Below are 20205 nucleotides of genomic sequence, written 5' to 3'. Positions count from 1 at the left end.
AATTAGGAGCAATTATTTGCTCCTAATTTTATTATGAAAGGTGAGGGGCAGCATGAGTAAGATGAAATGGTTCATTTCGTTATTTCTTTCTTTGGGATTATTAGCCGGATGTGAAGAAACGGCTGTAAAGCCTGAGAAGAAGGCAGAACCAAAGCAAGAAGAACAAAAAGAAGTAGCGAAACAAGAAGAACAAAAAGATGAAACGAAACCGGAAGAGAAACAAACTGAGCCGGAACAGAAACAACAAGAAGAGCAGAAAGATAAGCAAGAACAAAAAGAAGAAAAAGCGCAGGAACAGCCTGAAGTAAAGAAAGAAGAGAAACCGAAAGAACAACCTGCTGCAAATAAACAACCGGAACAACAAAAAGTACAAGAAGAGAAGCAGCAACCGAAAGCACCAGAAGTAAAAGAAGAAGCAAAGGTTGTTAATCAGCCGAAAGAAACACCAAAGCAGGAGCAAAAAGTTGATCCGAATAAAGGTGGAAAAGACGTAACTGTTCCAGAACTACCGAAACCAGTGCCACCTAATCCGCCAGAACCACCGAAACCGCAAGCGAAACAAGTTACTATCTCCGTAAAAGGTCATGAAGGATACTTATTAGGTGCGAAAAAGGTTGATGTACAAGAAGGTGATACAGTTTACAGTGTGCTACAGAGTACAGGACTAGAGGTTGATGCAATGGGCTCTAAAGATGGTATATATGTAAAAGGTATTAATGACTTGTACGAAAAAGATATTACTGCTACTAGTGGGTGGAAATATCGTGTGAACGGTGCTTTTCCAAATTATAGTGCTGGTGTAGTTAAAGTAAAACCAGGAGATACAATTGAGTGGGTGTTTGTATTAAAATAGGAAAGGATCTTCGGTAAAGGACTATGAAAATAAGCTTTTCTTCTTTACATCCTTTTGTGAATTTTTTCTATTATATTGGGGTGATGATACTATGTATGATGTGTCTTCATCCTCTTTTTTTAATTGGAGCGATTGTACTAATAGTAACCATAAATATAGTACAAGGGAATGGCGAGAAAATAAGAAAGATGCTGCCGAGTACTATTGTATTCTTTTTAATGGTAATTTTGTTTAATTCTTTATTAACACATAGAGGAGCGACTACGTTATTTCATTTAGGAGATAGCCGGATTAAGCTTGAGGCCTGTATGTATGGACTTGTTATGGGATTATTATTAGTTGCGGTAATGTTTACTTTTGCATCTTATAACGATATTATTTCAAGTCATAAATTTTTATATTTGTTTTCAAGAATTTCACCGAAAGTTGCACTATTAACGATGATTACAGTGCGATTTGTTCCTTTATTTATACGACGATTAAAGAAAATTACACTCGTCCAAAAAACGAAAGGTGTACAATTAGATTCAGGTTCACTCATTGAGCGTATAAAAAATGGAATGCAATTACTGCAAGTATTGTTAGTTTGTTCGTTAGAAGACGCACTACAAACGGCTGATTCTATGCAAGCTCGCGGATTTGGTGTAACGAAGCGTACGACGTATATTCGATATAGAATGGAAAGACGTGACTGGTCTACGTTGAGTTATTTAGTTTTTCTATTAATAACTTCATTCATATGTAGTTATTACGGCGGAGGCAAATTGATCATTTATCCGAAAGTGGAATCAATACTATTCCAGCAATACGATGGAATTATGTTTTTGTTATTTATGATGTTTATTAGCTTACCGCTTGTAATGGAAGGAAGGGAATGGATATGGTGGCGCATGCAGAAATAAAGAATTTATCATTTGTATATGCTGATGAAAATGAAGAAGCGTTACAGCATATTTATCTTTCTGTTCAAAAAGGAGAATTTATCGTACTTGCTGGCGGTTCAGGTTCTGGGAAGACAACTTTATTAAAACATTTCAAAAAGGAGTTACTTCCAATTGGCACGCGTTCTGGACATACATATTATGATGGTGCTTTATTAGAAAATGTACCAGATTTATTATCTGCACAAGAAATTGGTATGGTATTTCAAAATCCAGAAAATCAGCTCGTAATGGATACAGTGATTCAAGAGCTAGCATTTTCTTTAGAAAATATCGGATTACCATCACATATTATTCAAAAAAGAATAGCGGAGCTCATTAGTTTTTTAGGGTTTCAAGATTTGTTACACCAATCTGTTCATACTTTATCTGGTGGACAAAAACAACTAGTAAATTTGGCTGCGGTATTAGTCATGCAGCCGAAGCTATTATTACTGGATGAACCAACAGCGCAGTTAGACCCGATTGCTGCGAAAGAGTTTTTAGGATTGTTAAAGCGTATTAATGAAGAACTCGGAATTACGATTATTTTAAGTGAACATCGTTTAGATGAAGTGATGCCGCTAGCAACTCGTGTCGTTTGTATGGATAACGGAAGAATCATTTATGATGGTACGCCTAAAAGTGTGATAGCGAAAATGTGGGAAGTAGAAAAATTCCGTCCATTCATTCCGCAAATTCCAAGATTGTTTTTAGAGTGGAATGTGAAAGATATTCCGTTTACAGTGCGAGAAGCACAAATGAAAATGAATGATTTTAAGGCGATACAATATATGAATCAGCAAGTGGAACAACGTGAGAAGCAAGAAGTAATTTTAAGTGCAGAACATATATCTTTTCAATATGAAAAAAATAGTCCAATCATTTTGCGAGATTTGACAGTGAATATCGAAAAAGGAAAATGGACAGCTCTCGTCGGAAAAAATGGTACAGGGAAGTCTACACTGTTAACGATTTTAGCAGGATTACAAAAGGCTAGAAGAGGGAAAGTAAAGTGGAGTGGAAAAGTGATACATAAAATCGATTCGAAAGAACGATTTAAAAGTATAGGATACGTATCACAACATCCGTACTATCATTTCACATTTGATACAGTGTGGGAAGAGGTTTATGAGCGTGCTCGTGAATTATATGGCGAAGAGGGAAAAGTAATAGCAGAAGAAATGTTAAAGAGATTTTGGCTAGATTCGCTTATCGATCGGCATCCGCATGATTGTAGCGGGGGAGAGCAACAACTACTCGCATTATGTACAACGTTATTATCAAAGCCAACTTTATTATTACTTGATGAGCCAACGAAAGGCCTGGATCCATGGAAGAAAGAAAGAGTAGGAGAGCTATTTAAGCAGTTGCAAAAAGAAGGTACAACGATTGTGATGGCAACGCATGATATTGAGTTTGCAGCAAAATATGTAGATCAATGCATGATGTTATTTGATGGGAAAGTCATTATGAATGATACACCGAAAGAGTTCTTTAGTGGCAATTTCTTTTATACAACATCTATTAATCGATTCATCCGAAAAGAGTTGCCATTTGCATTAACGTGGGAGGATGTGTACGAAGCGTGTCCAAACGATATGTTGCATTCATAATATTTATTTTTGCTATTGTAATATGTACACTACTCTTTACGACTCTTATTATGGATGGTTATTACATGGTAAGTAGTTTGTTTTTATTAGCTATCATTATGTTACCTTTCTATGTCCGCTTTGAAAGGAAAGCGTTTGTTTCACGTGAAATTGTTATCGTTGCCGTGTTAGCAGCAATCGCAGCGGTTAGTCGAGTGCCATTTTCGATTTTACCGAGTGTACAAACGACTTCCTTTGTCATTATCGTTTCTGCAATTGTTTTTGGGAGTGAAACTGGCTTTATGATTGGTGCAACAGCGGCCATTGTATCTAATATTTTTTTAGGACAAGGTCCGTGGACGCCGTGGCAAATGTTTTCGTGGGGCATGATTGGATTTATAGCTGGACTATTGCGCAACACATTTTTAATGAAAAAGCTTTGGGGAAGACTCATATATGGCTTTGTCGTTGGATTCGTTTTTGGATGGATTATGAATTTCTGGGGGCTTCTTGGTTTTATACGAGAAGCAACGTGGGAAACAGTTATTGCCTACTATGTCGCAAGTTTTTCTTTCGATCTTAGTCATGCGATATCGAATGTTATTTTCCTACTGTTATTCAGTACTTCATGGATTACGATCCTCACAAGATTTAAAAAAAAGTATGGTATATTAGATGAGCATAAGGTGACGTAGAACAGCATACTCATATAAGGTAGGGTCGCGACTTACATATTCGTTTGCCTCTTTCATGCTTCTTACATATTGTAAGAAGCATTTTTTTATTGTAAAAGTGTCAAAGAATAGATTTAATATATCTTCGTTTTTATATGAAGTTATTTGTATAATAATAGGTGAGAATTATTTTCAAAAGGGAGGTGTATAGTTAATGAAGTTAGTTATTCCGAAACAGCATGGAGCATGGGCGATGCTTGTCATTCCATTTCTATTAAGTGTATTACTTGGCAAACCTACTTTTTATCATATTCCATTGTTCTTAGCTTGGTTTTTTATCTATTTAGCTACGTATCCATTTCTCATGTACATAAAGCAAAGAAGAAAAAAAGAGTTTCTGCACGCTGCAATTGTATATTTTATTTGCGCATTCGTATTTGGGATGATTTCTTTATTATATGAATGGCGAATTCTTTTATTCGTAGTGTTACTGATTCCTTTGTTTATTGTAAACATGTATTACGCTCGTCAAAAAAATGAAAGAGCATTACTAAATGACATTTGCGCGATTGTTGTGTTTTGTATAGGCGGCTTAATCAGTTATTATTTCTCAATGAAATTTATTGATAGAACAGCAGTATTCATTGCGCTTATTTCATTCTTATATTTTTTAGGAAGCACGTTTTACGTGAAAACAATGATTCGTGAAAAAAATAATCCGAAGTATCGTTATATATCTTGGGGATATCATATTGTATTAACGGTAATCGTATTTGCTATAAATCCATGGTGTTCTCTCATATTCGTACCAAGTGTCATTCGAGCAATTATGTTGTATGGTAAAAAGATTTCTATATTAAAAGTAGGGATTTTGGAAATTGTTAATTCTGTATATTTTTTAATAATAACGGCAATAATGATGAAGTATGCCATTTGAAAAAAACTTCCCATCTTTTGATGGGAAGTTTTCATTCTTGTTCTAAAATATGAACGGTATAATCACATCTTTGTAATGCTTCTTCTACAGCATAAAGGGATTGTTCAATACGTGCGCGATTGCTTTCTTTTTCAACAGTTTGTAATGCATCTTCTAAACAATGCTTCGCTTCTTGTAACGAATGAAATGAATCTTGTACGTATCCACGGGCGTTCTTTTGCAACGTAGTAACCTCCTTTTGTATATCTGTTTGTAGTATGAACAATAAAGAAGAAAATATAATTTATTTGACAATTACAATAAAGATACGTATAGTTAAATTCAAAGTGAATATTTTCTTATCCAGAGAGGTGGAGGGACTGGCCCGATGAAACCCAGCAACCGCGATGCAGGTGCTAATTCCAGCAGAACATATTTGTTCTGGGAGATAAGACGAAGATATATACGTAACTTCTTCTTATCGGAGAGGTTTTTTTGTTGCAAAAAAACCGATTACGAAAATACATAATAAGAAGAAAGGGGTTGCGAAGTACTGTGACACTCGAAAAATACGTAAAACTGCGTAATGCAGTTTATGAATATATGATAGAGCAAGATAAGCCAATATCATTGTTAGATATTCAAGAACATATCGTTTCGCATCATGAAGGAAAATTCACGAAAAAAATGTTACATCAATTTTATTTATCAAGACTATTAGATGAACTGAAACTGGATGGGAAAATTACTTTAGCTTCTGATGAATATCTCTATGCTGAAAAAGGGGTATTTTATAAAGCGAGAAAAGGGAGCTAAGCTCTCTTTTTTTCTTGGAATAACGAAGTATGTAGAGTAAAAGACTGCTAAAGCAGCCTGATACAAGGGAATGGTGTTGAGTGTGTAGTGTCAAAAATTGAATGTGCCTGAAAGAGGCACTTCATATCGGCTACAAATAAAAATAGACACCTTCGCCGAATAGGTGTCAGTTGTTTTGTCACGTAGACTCGCTACTTGACAGTAATTAGAATAACACGCAGGGTTTTGGAAGTCAAAAGGGAATTAAAGGAAGAGGTGTTGTTATGTATGCTTATTTATTAAAAGATATAACGAAATGGATTCCAAAGTACATTATAGATAGAGGGTATGAATATTATGAAGAAGGACATGTAGAAGATGTTGAAATACACGACAAGAAAGTATTTGCTTTCGTTACTGGAAATGCAGGGAATTATGAAGTGATTATTGATCTTGAAGATTTTACAGAAAGTAGCTGCGAGTGTCCTTATGAGAACTATTGTAAACATATGGCAGCGGTCGTTTATGATATTCAAGGTGCTGGTGAGAGTACAGTTAAAGAGCAACTGAAAGGTTTAGAAAAAGAAGAGTTACTAACAGTGTTAAATCGTTTATTACAAAGTTCTAAAAATGTGCAAATTGTAGAGAAGATGTTAAAGAAAGGGTAAATTTAACTGTAGAAGGGGGTGCTTTGTAGTGAATATATTAATTATATACGCTCATCCTAATCCTTCAAGTTTTAATGCATCGATTTTGGAGCATGTTCAAAAAGGACTACAAGGAACAAATCATTCTGTTACACTACTCGATTTATATAAGGAACAATTCGATCCAGTACTTGTATTTAATGAGGAGAAGAAAAGACGTGATTTACTACATGAAGAAGAGACGAAGCGATATAGGGAATTAGTGCAGAAGGCCGATGCTCTTCTATTCATATATCCGATATGGTGGTGGGGCATGCCTGCCATTTTAAAAGGATTTATCGATCGTATTTTTGTAGCTGGATTTGCTTATAAGTATAAAGGTGCATTACCGAAAGGCTTATTTAAAGGAAAGAAGGCGTGGGTTATTAATACGTTAGACTCACCGTTATGGTACGTGGCACTATTATATCGATCAGCGGATTGGATTATGATGAAAAGAGGAGTTTTACGCTTTTGTGGCATTCGTAATATAAAGCGTTCTGTTTTTCAATCTGTGAAAACGAGTAAAGTAACGCAGCGTGAAAAATGGCTGTTACAAATAGAAGGAGAGGCTCGTAAATTATGAATGAAATCGATCGTATTATAAAGTGTTGTAATTATGAGGACGAACTTTTTCGTACGTATATAAAGTGTTTAGTCCAATTGAAGAAATGCAGCGAAACGTTTAAACAAATTCAGATACAATTAAGAAATGATTATCTAATAAGAGGAATTTGTGAAAGAGAAGTTGATGAGGTGATAAGGGGAAGTAAAGAATATGAAAAACATTTTCTTCCTAAAGTGCTACGGTGGAATTTCTTGAAGAACAATCCTCATATGATTGAAAAAGTGTGCGAAGATTTGTTTGCATATGAAGTGTTAAATCATACAGAGATAGTGTGGAGAAAGATAATAAATTGTATAGAAAGCGAATAATTTATCATATAAAAAAGCTAGTATAAAACTAGCTTTTCGAGTAATTAATTATTTAAATGAAAAGGAAACATAGGCTTATGATTACGCCGGCATAAAGTAAATTGACAACACAAAATCCCATAATATCACGAGCTCCTAAACCAGCTATCGCTAATGCTGGTAACGCCCAGAAAGGTTGAATTAAATTCGTCCAAGCATCGCCCCATGCGATTGCCATCGCTGTTTTTGCAGCGGGTACACCAAGCTCAGCGCCAGCTGGAATCATGATTGGTGCTTGCACTGCCCATTGACCGCCTCCAGATGGAACGAAAATATTAACAATTCCAGCGCTTAAAAATGTAAAGAGCGGGAATGTGTTTTCATTTGAAATGCTAATAAAGAAAGTAGATATAGCTCCTCCAAGTGAAAGACCTTCACTATTCACTCCAATCATCATCCCCATAATTCCTGCGTAGAACGGAAATTGAAGTAAAATACCAGAAGCGCTTTTTGTTGAGTCAGAAAAAGCACGAATATATTGAATCGGAGTACGGTGGAAAATAAGTCCCGCAATTAATAACATAAAAATGACGATATCAAGCGTAAGGTTAAAGCCTTTCGTACTAAAATAGTTAAAAATATAAATAAGACCTAATAACCCGATGCAAAGTGTAATAATAATACTATTCTCCATTTTTTCAGCGAATGTTTTTTGCTCAACTTCTTGAGCGGCAGCTTCTTCATGAAATACACTAGGATCTACTGTAATCGTATGTTTTTCATCTGGATGCATTGCTTTATTAATGAGAGGCATTGTGATTAAAAAGATAATAACTGGAACGAGAGCGTATGGTGAGAATAACGTTTCTGTTATTGGAATCGCTTCTTTAATACTCCCAGCTGTCGTTTTGATTAACGTTTCGCCGCCTGTAGCTAACGTAAGAGGGATAGAAGCAGAAAGACCTGCATGCCAAATGAGAAATCCGGAGTAAGAAGAAGCGATTGCTAGTCTATAATCAAGTCCGTCTAACTGCCTTGCGACTTCCTTTGCATATAAAACAGATACAACAATGCCAAATCCCCAGTTTATATATGCTCCTAGTAAACTAATAATAGAAATGGCAATAATACCTTGACCATTTGTTTTCGGTAGTTTCGCCGCTTTCGTTAATCCTTTTTTAATAAGAGGAGCGTTTGCTAAAGCAGATCCAGTCACGAGTACAAGAGCCATTTGCATAGAAAAGGCAAGTAAGCCCCAAATACCATTACCCCAGTGAGTAATCATTTCAACTGGTGTTTGATGTGTTGCAAACATGCCGAAGAAGATAACGAAAACCGTCAATAAACAGGATAAAATAAACGGTTCTGGTAAGAAGCGTTGCACTAAGGCGACGCAACCATTTGTAAAGGAACGAAACAAAATAAATCAACCTCCTTATGTATATTTATTACAATATTCGAGGTTGTTTGAGTAATAACCTTTAATATATAGAAAATTCAGAATCATTAGGCGATTGTCGTAATTTATTGATAGATCAATATTCTATGTAGAAACGTTATTTCATTTTGCGTTGAAGTATTTCAAAGGAGGGTAAAGCCACATGCCCATCAAATAAAGAATTTTGTAAGAACCTCAAAATTTGTTGTTCCGCCAGCTCGATTGCGGAAGATAATAAACATCTTTAACATAATGCAACCAGCTGTTTCAAACGTTTGCTACTCTTAGGTTACATCATTCTACTTTTCGATTCTTACGAACTTTTATAATCTATAGTAAAAATAAAATTAGAGGAGTTGAAATCATGGAATTCTATAAAAAGCTAAAAGAAGAACGCTTAAAGCATAACTTATCACAAGAAGAATTAGCTCTTAAGTTAAACATAAGCAGACAATCAGTTTCTAAATGGGAGCTTGAAAAAGGCTATCCAAATATTGAAACACTTATTACATTAAGTGATTTATTCAATATTAGCATTGATGAATTAATTAAAGGAGATGACTTCTTGAAAGATAAAATCATCAAAGAAGGAAAAATGGGGGAATTAAAAATGACAGATCAATTCAAATGGTTATATGTATTGAGTTCAATTTTAGTAGTATTTTGGCTTTTTGTACTTCCTTGGTCCAATCCATCAGGTCTAACATTAAGCATAATTAGTCTCATAGCTGTTATTTATTTTGTAATTGTCGTTAACTACATCAAAAATAACAAGAAAAAATTTTTTAATTAAACTTTAAAATTAAAGCCGACAGCAATCGGGGAGATGAATATTATCTGATTGCTGTCGGCTTTAGTAAATTCATACTTAATCACAATTTTGGATACGCAAACCTTTGAAATGACGGCTGTACCCCATGCCCATCAAGTTAAAATCTCATATCACCCAGAGAACGAAAAGTTTGTGCATTTTACTCGTATTTATTGTTTGGGGATAACTCGTTCTTTTAGCTTGATGGCGATGCGTCAGCACCCCATGAAGAAAAGACACCCTTATATGGGTGTCTTTTCCGATAGTTTTTTTAGCAGAAGCAAGCAGCTCCAACTATGATTAATAAAATAAATAATACAACTAATAAAGCAAATCCTCCAGCAAAGCCGCAGCCACAACTACCACCAAAGCCCATAATAGTTCCTCCTTTAGATAAGAGGGGAAAACTAGGGTTCACTCATGTTTTTTAATGGATTCACTTTACTTTATGTTTTTACGCGTTAATTGAGCAGGTCCTTTTGAAAATAAAGAAAAGACACTCGTATATGAGTGTCTTTCCCTGACTTTTTTAATTAAACATTTTTCTTTTGATCCTGTTGAATTTCTTTTGTATCAGTTGTGGGTTTTATAAGTATGGACGATGAATTATTTATTACTTTTCTTTGACTTTTTCCGCTAATCTAAGTTTCACCTTATTAAAAAGAGAGGATCAATTGGTACTGCTTGTTATTTGACTATTACTTTTCCATCCATTCCTTTCAGGTAGTGGAACCGACAGATTAGTTCATATGTACCGGGATTTTCAGGTTTTATGGTAATGGTTTTTTCTTTCCCTGACGGGACTTCGGCGTCGATTCCGAGCTTTTTCACCGTAAAGGTGTGATCTCTATTTCCTTTGTTTTTCAATAGTAAAGTTGTCGTCTTTCCAACCGGAACAGTGATGACATTCGGATTAAAGTAATCATCATTCAATTCGACCTCAATAGGCTGTGTTACAACGTCGGATTCGGCAAATAAACGGAGTGATCCTAAAGTAGTCATAACTACAATCATCGCAAGTGAAATGATCAATACAGTTAATTTCTTTTTCACAGACATTCGCAATCCCTCCTTTCCTAAGTACTAGTGTTTTCAAATTTATAAAATATTATCAATATTAATGGGGGGTGGCGTGTTTCGAATAGTAATTCTTTCAGCATCTCCTAATAACGAAATGATAACTGGAATAGGATTGATGTAAATAAAACGCTCAAATAAGAAAAAAGCTTCCACTATTGTGAAAGCTTCTCTAAATGATTTGCGATATCAACATACATATTTGAATAAATCGAATGTATTTCATTACTCGGCGTAGCATTAGAAGAGAAGTGGACGATCACCATATTTGCTTTCGGATCGATGTAAAGTGTTTGTCCGTAACTGCCTAACACTTCGAAAGCACCTTGTTCATTGTGGGGAATCCACCACTGATTATGATAAGAAATAGAAGCACCACGGTCAATTGCGAGTTCACCTTCTTGTACATTTTTCAAACTTTCTGTTATAGAAGAAGGGATGATTTGTTTGCCGTTATATTGACCGTTATTTAATAGTAGTTGACCGAACTTGGCCATATCTCTAGCAGTTGCATTTAAACCAGCGCTTGCTTGTTCTACTTTTGTTTCATCTGTAACGTAATAAGCGTTTTCTTCCATACCTATTTGAGACCAAATTCGTTCGCTTACATTTTCAGCTAACGATTTACCAGTGATTGTTCGAATAATCCAAGCGAGTGTTTCTGTTGATCCGTTATTGTAAGAAAAAGCTGAACCAGGCGGTGCAGTTTCTTCTGCTTCTAGTAACATATCATAAATTTTCATAGGACCGCTGTAGTTTTTACCTCGGGGTAAAATATTACTAGCTAAATATAGTTGTGCATCTTGATTTTCTAGTCCAGGCTGTACATATCCGTGCGTAGGGTATTCTACAGAAACTTGCATATCCATTAATTGCTGAAGCGTTGCTTTGCCGAACGGTGTATTTTTTAATTCTTTTATGTAAGTATCAGCTGTTTTCTCTATATCAATACGATTTTCTTCAGCGAGAGATTGTATGATTGCACCAGTAAACATCTTTGCTAACGATGCCATACCATGAGGCTCGCTCTCGTTATATCCATTGAAATATCGTTCATAAACAAGTTGTCCATTATGTACAATGACAAAAGCATCTGTTTTGTTTTCGTCTAAAAGCTTCTTTAGAGGGATCGTATTTCCAAATTCACGTTTAACTGCAAAATTGTCTAAGTTTTGTAACGCAGAAGGGAAGTGAGCAATTTGGTCAGGATTGTTTTTTACTTCATTAATTAAAGTGAATTCTTTCATATGTGTATACGACCAACGTAAGTAAGGGTCATTTAACCAGTTTTCTTTCGTGACATTATCTTTAGTTGGAGTCGTTTTATTATGTTTGAAGAAAGTAAACCCAAGCCCTGTAACTACGAATAGTAATACTAATAGCAATAATAGCAAGGGAGATTTCTTTATATTCATGTATGTACCTCCTTTTGTTTCTATTATAAGTATACGCTCGTCTTGAAAGAAATACAAAATAAGGAAAGTAAACGGGGAAGTTTACTTTCCTTATTAACGTTATGCGGATATTTTTCCGTCTGTACGTTGCTTTTTGAATTTTTGTTTTCGTCCGTGTAATCCATAATAAAGAAGTAAAGTGAACGCAACGATAATAGCTGCGATAAAATACATATTATGATAACTTGATTTGGCAGCGACTATACCTAAAATGAAAGAACCAAAGCCGATACCACTATCAAAGAACGAGAAGTAAGTAGCTGTCGCAGAACCACGTCGATGGTTTGGAGCGGCAGAAATTGCAATCGTTTGGAAACTTGGAATTAATGTTCCGTAACCTAAACCGATTAACATACCTGCGCCAAGGAACCAAAATGAAGTTTGCGCTTGGCTTAAAATGAACATTCCAATTGTGAAAATAATAATAGCTGGATAAATAAGTACATTTTCACCGAAACGATCAAAGATTTTTCCTGTGAATGGACGAGAAATTACAACAACAAGTGCGTATAAAATAAAGAAGTAACTAGCAACTTCTCCTAAACCGAGCTCTTTCGCATAAATAGGAATAAAGGATAAAATACCACTATAAGAAAAGGCTAAAACAAATCCTGTCAGAGCAATCGGAATAGAGGATGGTTCAATTAAGTCTTTCCATTTCATTTTTTCGCGTTTGTGTTTACTTACTGGTTTTTCATGTGGAATATTTACTACTAATCCTAATAAAAATGCGAGTAATGAAAATATCGAACAAACGATAAATAGTGCAGTAAATGAAAAATGAGAAATAATTGTTAAACCTAAAAAAGGACCAATTACCATTGGCAGACTCATGAATACGCCGTAATAAGCAAGTGCTTCACCGCGTCTATGAGCTGGTGCAACATCAGTTACAATGGTTCCAGTTGCTGTCGTTGCCATTCCGAAGCCAATACCATGTAAGAAGCGAAGGGCAAGTAATAAAAATAAACTTTGCGCTCCGAAATACATAACAGTAGCGGCTAAAAATAATGAAAGAGAAATAAATAGTATTTTCTTTCGTCCTAAATCATCAAGCCATTTTCCTGTGAATGGTCTGCATAAAACAGATGAAATAAGGAAAACAGTTGCGACTAAGCCAATTTCCTCAGGTTTTCCTTTTAGGCCGTCTATAACATAGACAGGCAGAGTAGTCATAAGCATGTAAAACGTTAAAAAGAGAAACAGACTACTAAAACAAGTTCCGAGGAAATCCTTCGTCCAAAGTCTCTCACTTTGCATCGTCATCCCTCCATATTAATGATCTAAATTTTTGATGATTTGTTGTAACAATTGAAATGCTTGATGTAAGTCTTCTTCTTTAATACCTTCTAGTGTTTTTTCTTCAAAGGCATCCACTTCTTCTTGCCATACTGGAATCATTTCTATTGCCGTTTCCGATAAGGAAATGAGCTTCTCACGGCGATCTTTTCCTTCTGTACGAATAATCCAGCCCATCGTTTCCATACGTGTTAACGTGCGAGTCATCGTTGGTGATTCAACATTTAAATACTGGCATAATTCTGTTTGGGTACAAGATCCAGTTTGATTAATGCGGAAAATAACAGCCCATTGTGCACTAAATAATCCAGTTGGAGATACACGTTCATTAAATTTCTTCGTAAACTTACGAGAAGTTTGACTGACGATGTGAAAAAAATGTTGTTTTTCGTCCATGTAGTTTGATCCTTTCAAATTAGTTACCTAGCTAACTATATACTTTTTTATAATAATTGTCTAGTAATAGACATGTTGTTTTATGTAAAAATTTCGTATAGATTTTATATTGAGAACATACATTCTACATGGTATCCTTGAAATAAGTAAATAGTTTTCTTTCTATTAAAAGAATGGGGGGACTTGTGATGATTAAGCCTGCAACGATGGAGTTTGTTTCATTATCGAATGGAGAAACGATTGCATATCAAGAGGTTGGAAGGCAAAATAAAGAAATACTTGTACTCATTCACGGGAATATGACATCGTCACAACATTGGGATTTAGTTATTGAGCAACTGCAAGATCAATATCATATTTACGCAATTGATTTAAGAGGATTTGGACAATCAACGTATAATAAGTCGATAGATTCATTACAAGACTTTGCAGAAGATGTAAAACTATTTATAGATCAATTAAAGCTAGAGAAATTTTCATTAATGGGATGGTCAATGGGCGGCGGTGTTGCGATGGAGTTTACAGCGAGTCACCCAACTTTTGTAGAGAAACTAATTTTAGTAGAATCGGTAGGAATGAAAGGATATCCAATCTTTAAAAAAGATATTAATGGGCAACCAATTGTATCGAGTTTATTAAAAACGAAAGAAGAAATCGCGCAAGATCCAGTGCAAATCATACCAGTTGTAGATGCGATAAAAAATATGAATAAAGTATATTACCGTACAGTATGGAATCTATTAATATATACACATAATCAACCTGAATCAGAGCGTTATGAAAAGTATTTAGATGACATGTTAACGCAGCGCAATTTCGTTGATGTAAATTATTCGTTAGTTACATTTAATATTTCAGATGAACATAATGGTGTTGTCCAAGGAAATGGGCATATTCATCGTATTCAAGCTCCAACACTCGTTATACAAGGTGACCGCGATTATGTTGTCCCGCAAGTAGTTGGCGAGGACTTGGCAAAACATTTGCCAAACGCGAAATTGACGATATTAGAAGATTGCGGACATTCACCGTTTATTGATTGTTTAGATGTATTTATACAACATGTGGAGAATTGGTTGGAAAATTAAAAAATAGGTATGGCAAAGAAGTTAGATAAAACATATCTAACTTCTTTCTTATTATATAATAAAACGTTTATAATGAGTATGGTGAATTGGAAAAGGGAGAGGTTAGGGATGTCAATACGATTTACATTTTGGATTATGGTTGGGATTGTAGCAATTTCCGGTTTATCACAAGGAATGTTACTACCTGCGATTGCCATGATATTCGAACAAGAAGGAGTCGGATCGAGCGTTAATGGTATTCATGCGACGGCATTATACATTGGGATATTATTTATTTCACCGTTTCTTGAAAAACCGATGCAAAGGTTTGGAATGAAACCAATTATTGTAATTGGTGGTTTTCTCGTTATTATTTCATTATTCTTTTTTACACAAACATTTTCATTTTGGGTATGGTTTATTCTTAGATTCCTAGTTGGCGTTGGAGATCATATGCTTCATGTCGGAACACAAACTTGGATTACGACAACGTCAGATCCGAGTAAAATAGGTAGGCAAGTATCGATATACGGTGTATTTTTCGGAATTGGTTTTGCAGTTGGCCCGTATTTAGCAAGCACTGTTCAGTACGGTCTAGCAACACCATTTATTGTATCTACTATACTTTGCTTAATAGGATGGCTTTTACTACTACCAACGAAAAATGCATTTCCAGCACAAGATGAAACGAAAGCTGAAAGTGAATCATCATTTTCTCGTTATAAACAAGTCGTTGGATTAGCTTGGATTGCATTAATCGGTCCGCTCGCATACGGTGTGCTTGAAGCGATGCTAAATAGTAACTTACCAGTATACGCACTTCGTAAAGGGTGGTCTGTATCAGATGTTTCCTTCTTATTACCAGCATTCGCAGTTGGGGGCATTATTACACAAATTCCGCTCGGCATGTTAAGTGATAAATACGGAAGAGACCGTATTTTAACGTGGACATTTAGCATAAGCACCGGCATTTTCTTACTCGCAGCAGTATTTGATCAATATTATTGGATTGTCTTTGCATGTATGCTTATAGCAGGTATGGTCATTGGATCATGTTTCTCATTAGGTCTTGGATTTATGACAGATTTATTACCGAGACACTTACTACCAGCAGGTAATATATTATGCGGAATCGCCTTTAGTATAGGAAGTATTATGGGGCCTGTATTAGGAGGCGTATTTATAGAAAAAATACAGTATACAAGCTTTTTTATTGCGGTTATGATTATAATGGGAATTCTCGCACTGTTATATATTATTCACATGAAAAATCAATTCGCATCAAGAAAAATAGAAAGTAGGTTAGGGCATGACAAAACAACCTAATAAGAAAAAATTTGAAGTACTAGAAAACGAAACAATTACAGATTGCTTAGCACGTATGGAACAAGAAGGATATGCACCTTCTCGTCGTATGGAAGAGCCAATCTTTCATGAAGTGAAGAAAGACGGGAAAACAGAAGTTGAACCGTGCGGTAGAAAAATTGTTTTTGAGGGGAAATTGAAGTAATACGAATTACAGATTTTCTGTTTTGGTATTGAATAAGCCATCCAATTCTTTGTGAGTTGGATGGCTTATTTTTTACAATTGATCACTGAAGGAAAAGATATTTTCTAGGAAGAACGAAAAGACATTGGTTGTTCTAGCCTCGTTAACATCTTTATCAATTGTACGATAGAGATAACGTCACTTCCTTTTTCATTTCTCCTAATTGGCTTCTTTATATGAATCGCAGAAAATATTGCTACTTTTTTCGGATATTGGTAAAATTAGTTCTTGGGTCTTACTTGTTGTTATCAGTATAATGATTGTCGCTCAACTTAAAGAAATTAGTTACAAAGATTTCGCAATATCTAAAGGGGGTACAGCAACGATTCCCTCTTTTTGGAGCCACTCACAAACGTAAAGCAAGAGAGGAGGCTATATGAACTATTCTCCTCTCTTGTTTAGATTAACCAGCTACTACAATTGGAACAGGTATATCAAATTCAATATCTGGAGGATGCTGATTAGAATCTAGTCGACATCCTGGTGGATAATGTTTTTCTAGCAATCTATCAATTCTGATGGAATCGATAGATTGTTAGAAAGTGGAAAACGATTATCCGCATATTCCGAAGCAGATGTAACAGATTGTCCTTCCATAATTAAGTGTAAAACCAAAATACGCTGTTTTAAAAAGTTATTTGTTAGAACTGGTTATAAGTAATAAAACAGAAAAGAGGATCACATGTTAGATAATTTACAGAGAAGTGAAAAAATTTTTTTATTATGTCTTATTTTTTTAGTGCTTTTAACCGCTTGCGGTAATACAGATGTTAAGACATCTAAAGCTTCATTACCACCGGCTCAATCCAATATAGATAAATCATTAAAAGCACCAAATTGGGTAGATAAAAGTCCTATCCAACAGTCTCCTAATTTTACGGAAGATAAAAAAGTAAAATCGGTTGTGAATTTAATAGCAACGGGTGATAATTTATATCATGACGCAGTAATTAAAGATGGCAAACAAAAAGACGGTTCATATGATTATCACTATATTTATGAAAATATCAAAAAAGCTGTTCAATCAAGTGATCTTGCTATAGTGAACCAGGAGACTCCAATTGCAGGAAATAATCTAAAAGTACAGGGATATCCTACTTTCAATACACCTGAAGAAGTAGGTCAATCTTTAGTGGATACTGGATTCAATATAGTGACTCAAGCGACAAATCATGCTATGGATATGGGTATCAAAGGTGTTATGAATACAAGAGAATACTGGAAGAAATATCCGGATGTTATCCCGGTAGGCATTAATGAGAGTCAAAACGAACGTAATGAAATAAAAACGATTACAAAAAATGGTATTCGTTTTGCGCTACTTAATTATACATATGGTACGAATGGAATTAAAATTCCAGTTGATAAGTCTTGGGCATTAAATTTAATTGATAAAAAAGCGATACAAAATGATGTGGAAAAGGCAAAGAATAGCTCTGATATGGTGATTGTTATGGTGCATTGGGGAGTTGAATATACCTCTACACCTTCAAAGCAACAAAAAGAAGTTGCTCAATATTTAACAGATTTAGGTGTAGATGTAGTAATTGGAAATCATCCACATGTAATTCAACCAATTGAGTGGAAACAAAATAAAGATGGACATCAAACGCTAATCTATTATTCTCTTGGAAATCTTATTTCTGCTCAAGAAAAATTAGAAACATTGGTTGGAGGACTATCTTATATACAATTCGTCAAGTATGAAGATAAAACTTTTGGTATACGACAAGCGGCAGTCGTACCGACAGTAACCGACTATGCTGATGGTAAGAAACATTTTAAAATTCAATTTTTAAAAGATTATTCGGATGAAAATTCTAAAAATCATGGGATTAAAGAATTTGTCGGCCCCGTTTCTTTGAAGGATTTCAAGGATATTCCTAGAGAAGTGTTGGGAAATTGGTATAAAGACTAATAAACAAAAAGGAATGAGATACAATTAAAAAATTTATAATTTTAGCATTGGTATTGGCATTGGGATGGAGCCTTGCTGCTTGTAGTGGAAAACAAACATCTCAGGAAACTACTAATCATAACGATAAAAATAAAGTTGAGATAAATGCGAATAAAAAAGATGTTTTACCTATTTCTGATCTTAATGATTGGAGAATTATTCTTGTAAATAGAGAACATATGTTATCAAAGGAACTAGGGATTGAATTAACAAGTATCACCCAAAATGCTAAGCCAAATATGAAAATAGATAGCAGAATTGCAACTAGCTATCAGGATATGGTAACAGCTGCAAAAAAAGAGGGCATTAACCTTTATTTAAGGTCAGGTTATCGAGCTATAAAATTACAACAAACTTATTATGATGCTTCAGTTAAAAGTTATAAATCTCAAGGTTTGTCGGATACAGAGGCTAGTGCTAAGGCATTGGAATATCTTCAGTATCCTGGCGCAAGTGAACATCATACTGGATTAGCGTTAGACATTATTTCAGTTGAATGGCAGAATACTGTAGAAGACTTAAATGCAAAATTTGAAACTACCGATGCATTCAAATGGTTAGATAAGCATGCTGCAGAGTATGGGTTTACTCTCCGCTATCCAAAAGATAAAGAGAATATTACTGGCATTAAGTATGAGCCATGGCACTATCGTTATGTAGGAAAAGAAGTTGCTATTTATCTAAAAGAAAATGGGTTAACTTTAGAAGAGTATTGCCAAAAAATTAAGTCTGGCAAGTAAAAATACAATTTGATTTTATTAAAAAGCCAGTGGACATTATTCCCTTCCTCAAAGGAAATAAATTATGCACTGCTACCAGAAAAGGCGGATTAGGAGGATGTGTTAATCTTCCTCCTAGTATTGCAAAAACTGTGTATGATAATTTAAGCACGTATGAACCGGTTATCGTGTACTAGTAAATAGCAACCTCGTGTGAAGCGATGTATGTACCAAGAACTTAAATTTATAAAAGAAGCAGTGAAAAAGGATCTGATATGAATATCAGATCCTTTTTCATTAGTAACATAGTATACTTGCTTACTGTATCTGCTTAACTAGACTTTAGAAACTGCTTGCTTTCCAGATGCTACAATATTAACCTCGTCATCTTTTTTGTTTTGTGTGTTCGCTTTTCTTAGCTTGATAGACATGTGGAGGTAGCCCAAACACTGCGATTGGTAGTGTTTTTTTATTTGGTTACATGTTTTATGGCAACTAATAAATAAGATAATGTTCACTACTAATTTCATTTCTGCTATAAAGAATTCTACAATAGATAGTAGAACGTATATTTGGTATAATCGAAACATACTACTTGAAACGATGTGCATAGTTTATGGAATTCATGTAATGAGATAAGGAATTCATGACAATAACTAAATTAAAAAGTTCCAGTACATATAGAATTCAGTTCATGTTATACAAATCCATTGTTAGAAAGGAAAAGATGTAATGAATCAAATTTCATTTGAAGATTTATTTGAAGAAGAAAAAGAAAAGGTGGAGGTAGCTGAGATGCCAGTATCTTTATCGCCACTGCAAAAAGATATATTGGGATTATTTAATTCTGAAGAAATAAGTGCATTAGAGCTATGCGAAGAATTAATACGATCTGGTAAAATATCAGATGAAAGATTTACAACGAATAAGCCGAAAGCATATGGACAAGTATGCTTAATATTAGAAGGCTTTGTGACAGAAGGAAAGCTTACTTTTATCAAAAATGATGAGAAAAGAGATAGGGTATATAAATTGAAAGAAGAAGTTTCTAACATATAAGGTGTACAGAGGAAAATGAATGGTT

The 20205-nt window shown here is 34.8% G+C and carries 23 protein-coding genes, 1 pseudogene and 1 riboswitch; of the genes and pseudogenes, 17 read left to right on the top strand and 7 right to left on the bottom strand.

The features are described from left to right. Positions 1-52 precede the first annotated feature (52 nt). From U860_RS0111525 to U860_RS0111505, 5 genes are all read left to right on the top strand, one after another. Positions 53-853 carry a DUF4430 domain-containing protein gene (locus U860_RS0111525; protein WP_025148653.1) on the top strand — a complete coding sequence of 267 codons (801 nt, stop codon included), beginning with the start codon at positions 53-55 and terminating at the stop codon, positions 851-853. A 23-nt stretch (positions 854-876) separates the two neighbouring features. Beyond that, positions 877-1755 carry an energy-coupling factor transporter transmembrane component T gene (locus U860_RS0111520; protein ID WP_025148652.1) on the top strand — a complete coding sequence of 293 codons (879 nt, stop codon included), beginning with the start codon at positions 877-879 and terminating at the stop codon, positions 1753-1755. Continuing rightward, positions 1728-3389 (top strand): energy-coupling factor ABC transporter ATP-binding protein, encoded by a 1662-nt coding sequence (locus U860_RS0111515; protein ID WP_025148651.1) that lies wholly within the window; start codon positions 1728-1730, stop codon positions 3387-3389. The genes U860_RS0111520 and U860_RS0111515 overlap by 28 nt, the downstream gene beginning before the upstream one ends. Beyond that, complete coding sequence (locus U860_RS0111510; protein ID WP_025148650.1) at positions 3362-4063, top strand: ECF transporter S component; 702 nt, start codon at positions 3362-3364, stop codon at positions 4061-4063. The genes U860_RS0111515 and U860_RS0111510 overlap by 28 nt, the downstream gene beginning before the upstream one ends. A 193-nt stretch (positions 4064-4256) precedes the next feature. Further along, entirely contained in the window at positions 4257-4979 is a 723-nt protein-coding gene (locus U860_RS0111505; RefSeq protein WP_002172661.1) for a YwiC-like family protein, read from the top strand. Between the two features lie 31 nt (positions 4980-5010). Here the strand turns inward: U860_RS0111505 and U860_RS0111500 are convergent, their stop codons facing one another. Further along, a complete protein-coding gene (locus U860_RS0111500) occupies positions 5011-5202 on the bottom strand; it encodes a hypothetical protein (protein ID WP_002172660.1) in 192 nt (63 codons plus the stop codon). A gap of 112 nt (positions 5203-5314) precedes the next feature. After that, positions 5315-5413, top strand: a riboswitch (SAM riboswitch). A 40-nt stretch (positions 5414-5453) separates the two neighbouring features. Here U860_RS0111500 and U860_RS0111495 point away from each other — a divergent pair. The 4 genes from U860_RS0111495 (at position 5454) to U860_RS0111480 (ending at position 7375) form a co-directional block, all read left to right on the top strand. Next, entirely contained in the window at positions 5454-5774 is a 321-nt protein-coding gene (locus U860_RS0111495) for a hypothetical protein (protein WP_002172659.1), read from the top strand. A gap of 263 nt (positions 5775-6037) precedes the next feature. Continuing rightward, entirely contained in the window at positions 6038-6421 is a 384-nt protein-coding gene (locus tag U860_RS0111490; RefSeq protein WP_025148648.1) for an SWIM zinc finger family protein, read from the top strand. Positions 6422-6449: 28 nt separating this feature from the next. Continuing rightward, positions 6450-7025, top strand: a complete 576-nt coding sequence (locus tag U860_RS0111485) for an NAD(P)H-dependent oxidoreductase (protein ID WP_025148647.1) — start codon at positions 6450-6452, stop codon at positions 7023-7025. Further along, positions 7022-7375 (top strand): hypothetical protein, encoded by a 354-nt coding sequence (locus tag U860_RS0111480; RefSeq protein WP_025148646.1) that lies wholly within the window; start codon positions 7022-7024, stop codon positions 7373-7375. The genes U860_RS0111485 and U860_RS0111480 overlap by 4 nt, the downstream gene beginning before the upstream one ends. A gap of 52 nt (positions 7376-7427) precedes the next feature. On the opposite strand, the gene U860_RS0111475 is transcribed toward U860_RS0111480, so the two are convergent. After that, complete coding sequence (locus U860_RS0111475) at positions 7428-8774, bottom strand: short-chain fatty acid transporter (RefSeq protein ID WP_025148645.1); 1347 nt, start codon at positions 8772-8774, stop codon at positions 7428-7430. A gap of 382 nt (positions 8775-9156) precedes the next feature. Here U860_RS0111475 and U860_RS0111470 point away from each other — a divergent pair, with 382 nt between their 5' ends. Continuing rightward, positions 9157-9585, top strand: coding sequence for a helix-turn-helix transcriptional regulator (locus tag U860_RS0111470; RefSeq protein WP_025148644.1), 429 nt, complete (start codon positions 9157-9159; stop codon positions 9583-9585). Between the two features lie 289 nt (positions 9586-9874). Here the strand turns inward: U860_RS0111470 and U860_RS33135 are convergent, their stop codons facing one another. The 5 genes from U860_RS33135 to U860_RS0111445 all read right to left on the bottom strand — a co-directional run bounded on the left by U860_RS33135 (position 9875) and on the right by U860_RS0111445 (position 13829). Beyond that, positions 9875-9979 carry a YjcZ family sporulation protein gene (locus tag U860_RS33135; protein ID WP_081806688.1) on the bottom strand — a complete coding sequence of 35 codons (105 nt, stop codon included), beginning with the start codon at positions 9977-9979 and terminating at the stop codon, positions 9875-9877. A gap of 311 nt (positions 9980-10290) precedes the next feature. After that, a complete protein-coding gene (locus U860_RS0111460; protein ID WP_025148643.1) occupies positions 10291-10662 on the bottom strand; it encodes a cupredoxin domain-containing protein in 372 nt (123 codons plus the stop codon). A gap of 173 nt (positions 10663-10835) precedes the next feature. Beyond that, complete coding sequence (locus tag U860_RS0111455) at positions 10836-12095, bottom strand: serine hydrolase (protein ID WP_025148642.1); 1260 nt, start codon at positions 12093-12095, stop codon at positions 10836-10838. Positions 12096-12194: 99 nt separating this feature from the next. Continuing rightward, positions 12195-13394 (bottom strand): MFS transporter, encoded by a 1200-nt coding sequence (locus tag U860_RS0111450; protein ID WP_025148641.1) that lies wholly within the window; start codon positions 13392-13394, stop codon positions 12195-12197. 15 nt (positions 13395-13409) lie between these two features. Further along, positions 13410-13829: a MarR family transcriptional regulator gene (locus U860_RS0111445; RefSeq protein ID WP_002172648.1), complete on the bottom strand. Its 420-nt coding sequence runs from the start codon at positions 13827-13829 to the stop codon at positions 13410-13412. 188 nt (positions 13830-14017) lie between these two features. Here U860_RS0111445 and U860_RS0111440 point away from each other — a divergent pair, with 188 nt between their 5' ends. The 7 genes and pseudogenes from U860_RS0111440 to U860_RS0111415 all read left to right on the top strand — a co-directional run bounded on the left by U860_RS0111440 (position 14018) and on the right by U860_RS0111415 (position 20180). After that, on the top strand, positions 14018-14917 hold the full coding sequence (locus U860_RS0111440; protein WP_025148640.1) for an alpha/beta hydrolase: 900 nt from the start codon (positions 14018-14020) through the stop codon (positions 14915-14917). 108 nt (positions 14918-15025) lie between these two features. Next, entirely contained in the window at positions 15026-16222 is a 1197-nt protein-coding gene (locus U860_RS0111435; RefSeq protein WP_025148639.1) for an MFS transporter, read from the top strand. Continuing rightward, positions 16206-16406, top strand: coding sequence for an NETI motif-containing protein (locus tag U860_RS0111430; protein ID WP_000166302.1), 201 nt, complete (start codon positions 16206-16208; stop codon positions 16404-16406). The genes U860_RS0111435 and U860_RS0111430 overlap by 17 nt, the downstream gene beginning before the upstream one ends. Positions 16407-16595: 189 nt before the next feature. Continuing rightward, positions 16596-16803 (top strand): annotated as a pseudogene (locus tag U860_RS36350) (hypothetical protein); the annotation flags it as partial. Positions 16804-17127: 324 nt separating this feature from the next. Beyond that, a complete protein-coding gene (locus U860_RS0111425; RefSeq protein WP_025148638.1) occupies positions 17128-18363 on the top strand; it encodes a CapA family protein in 1236 nt (411 codons plus the stop codon). 47 nt (positions 18364-18410) lie between these two features. Then, positions 18411-19142, top strand: a complete 732-nt coding sequence (locus U860_RS0111420; protein WP_025148637.1) for a M15 family metallopeptidase — start codon at positions 18411-18413, stop codon at positions 19140-19142. A gap of 711 nt (positions 19143-19853) precedes the next feature. Next, positions 19854-20180, top strand: coding sequence for a DUF3895 domain-containing protein (locus U860_RS0111415; protein WP_025148636.1), 327 nt, complete (start codon positions 19854-19856; stop codon positions 20178-20180). Positions 20181-20205 lie beyond the last annotated feature (25 nt).

The organism is Bacillus sp. H1a (genome assembly GCF_000633475.1).
Taxonomy (GTDB): domain Bacteria; phylum Bacillota; class Bacilli; order Bacillales; family Bacillaceae_G; genus Bacillus_A; species Bacillus_A paramycoides.
This window is presented reverse-complemented; position numbering and strand designations above follow the sequence as displayed.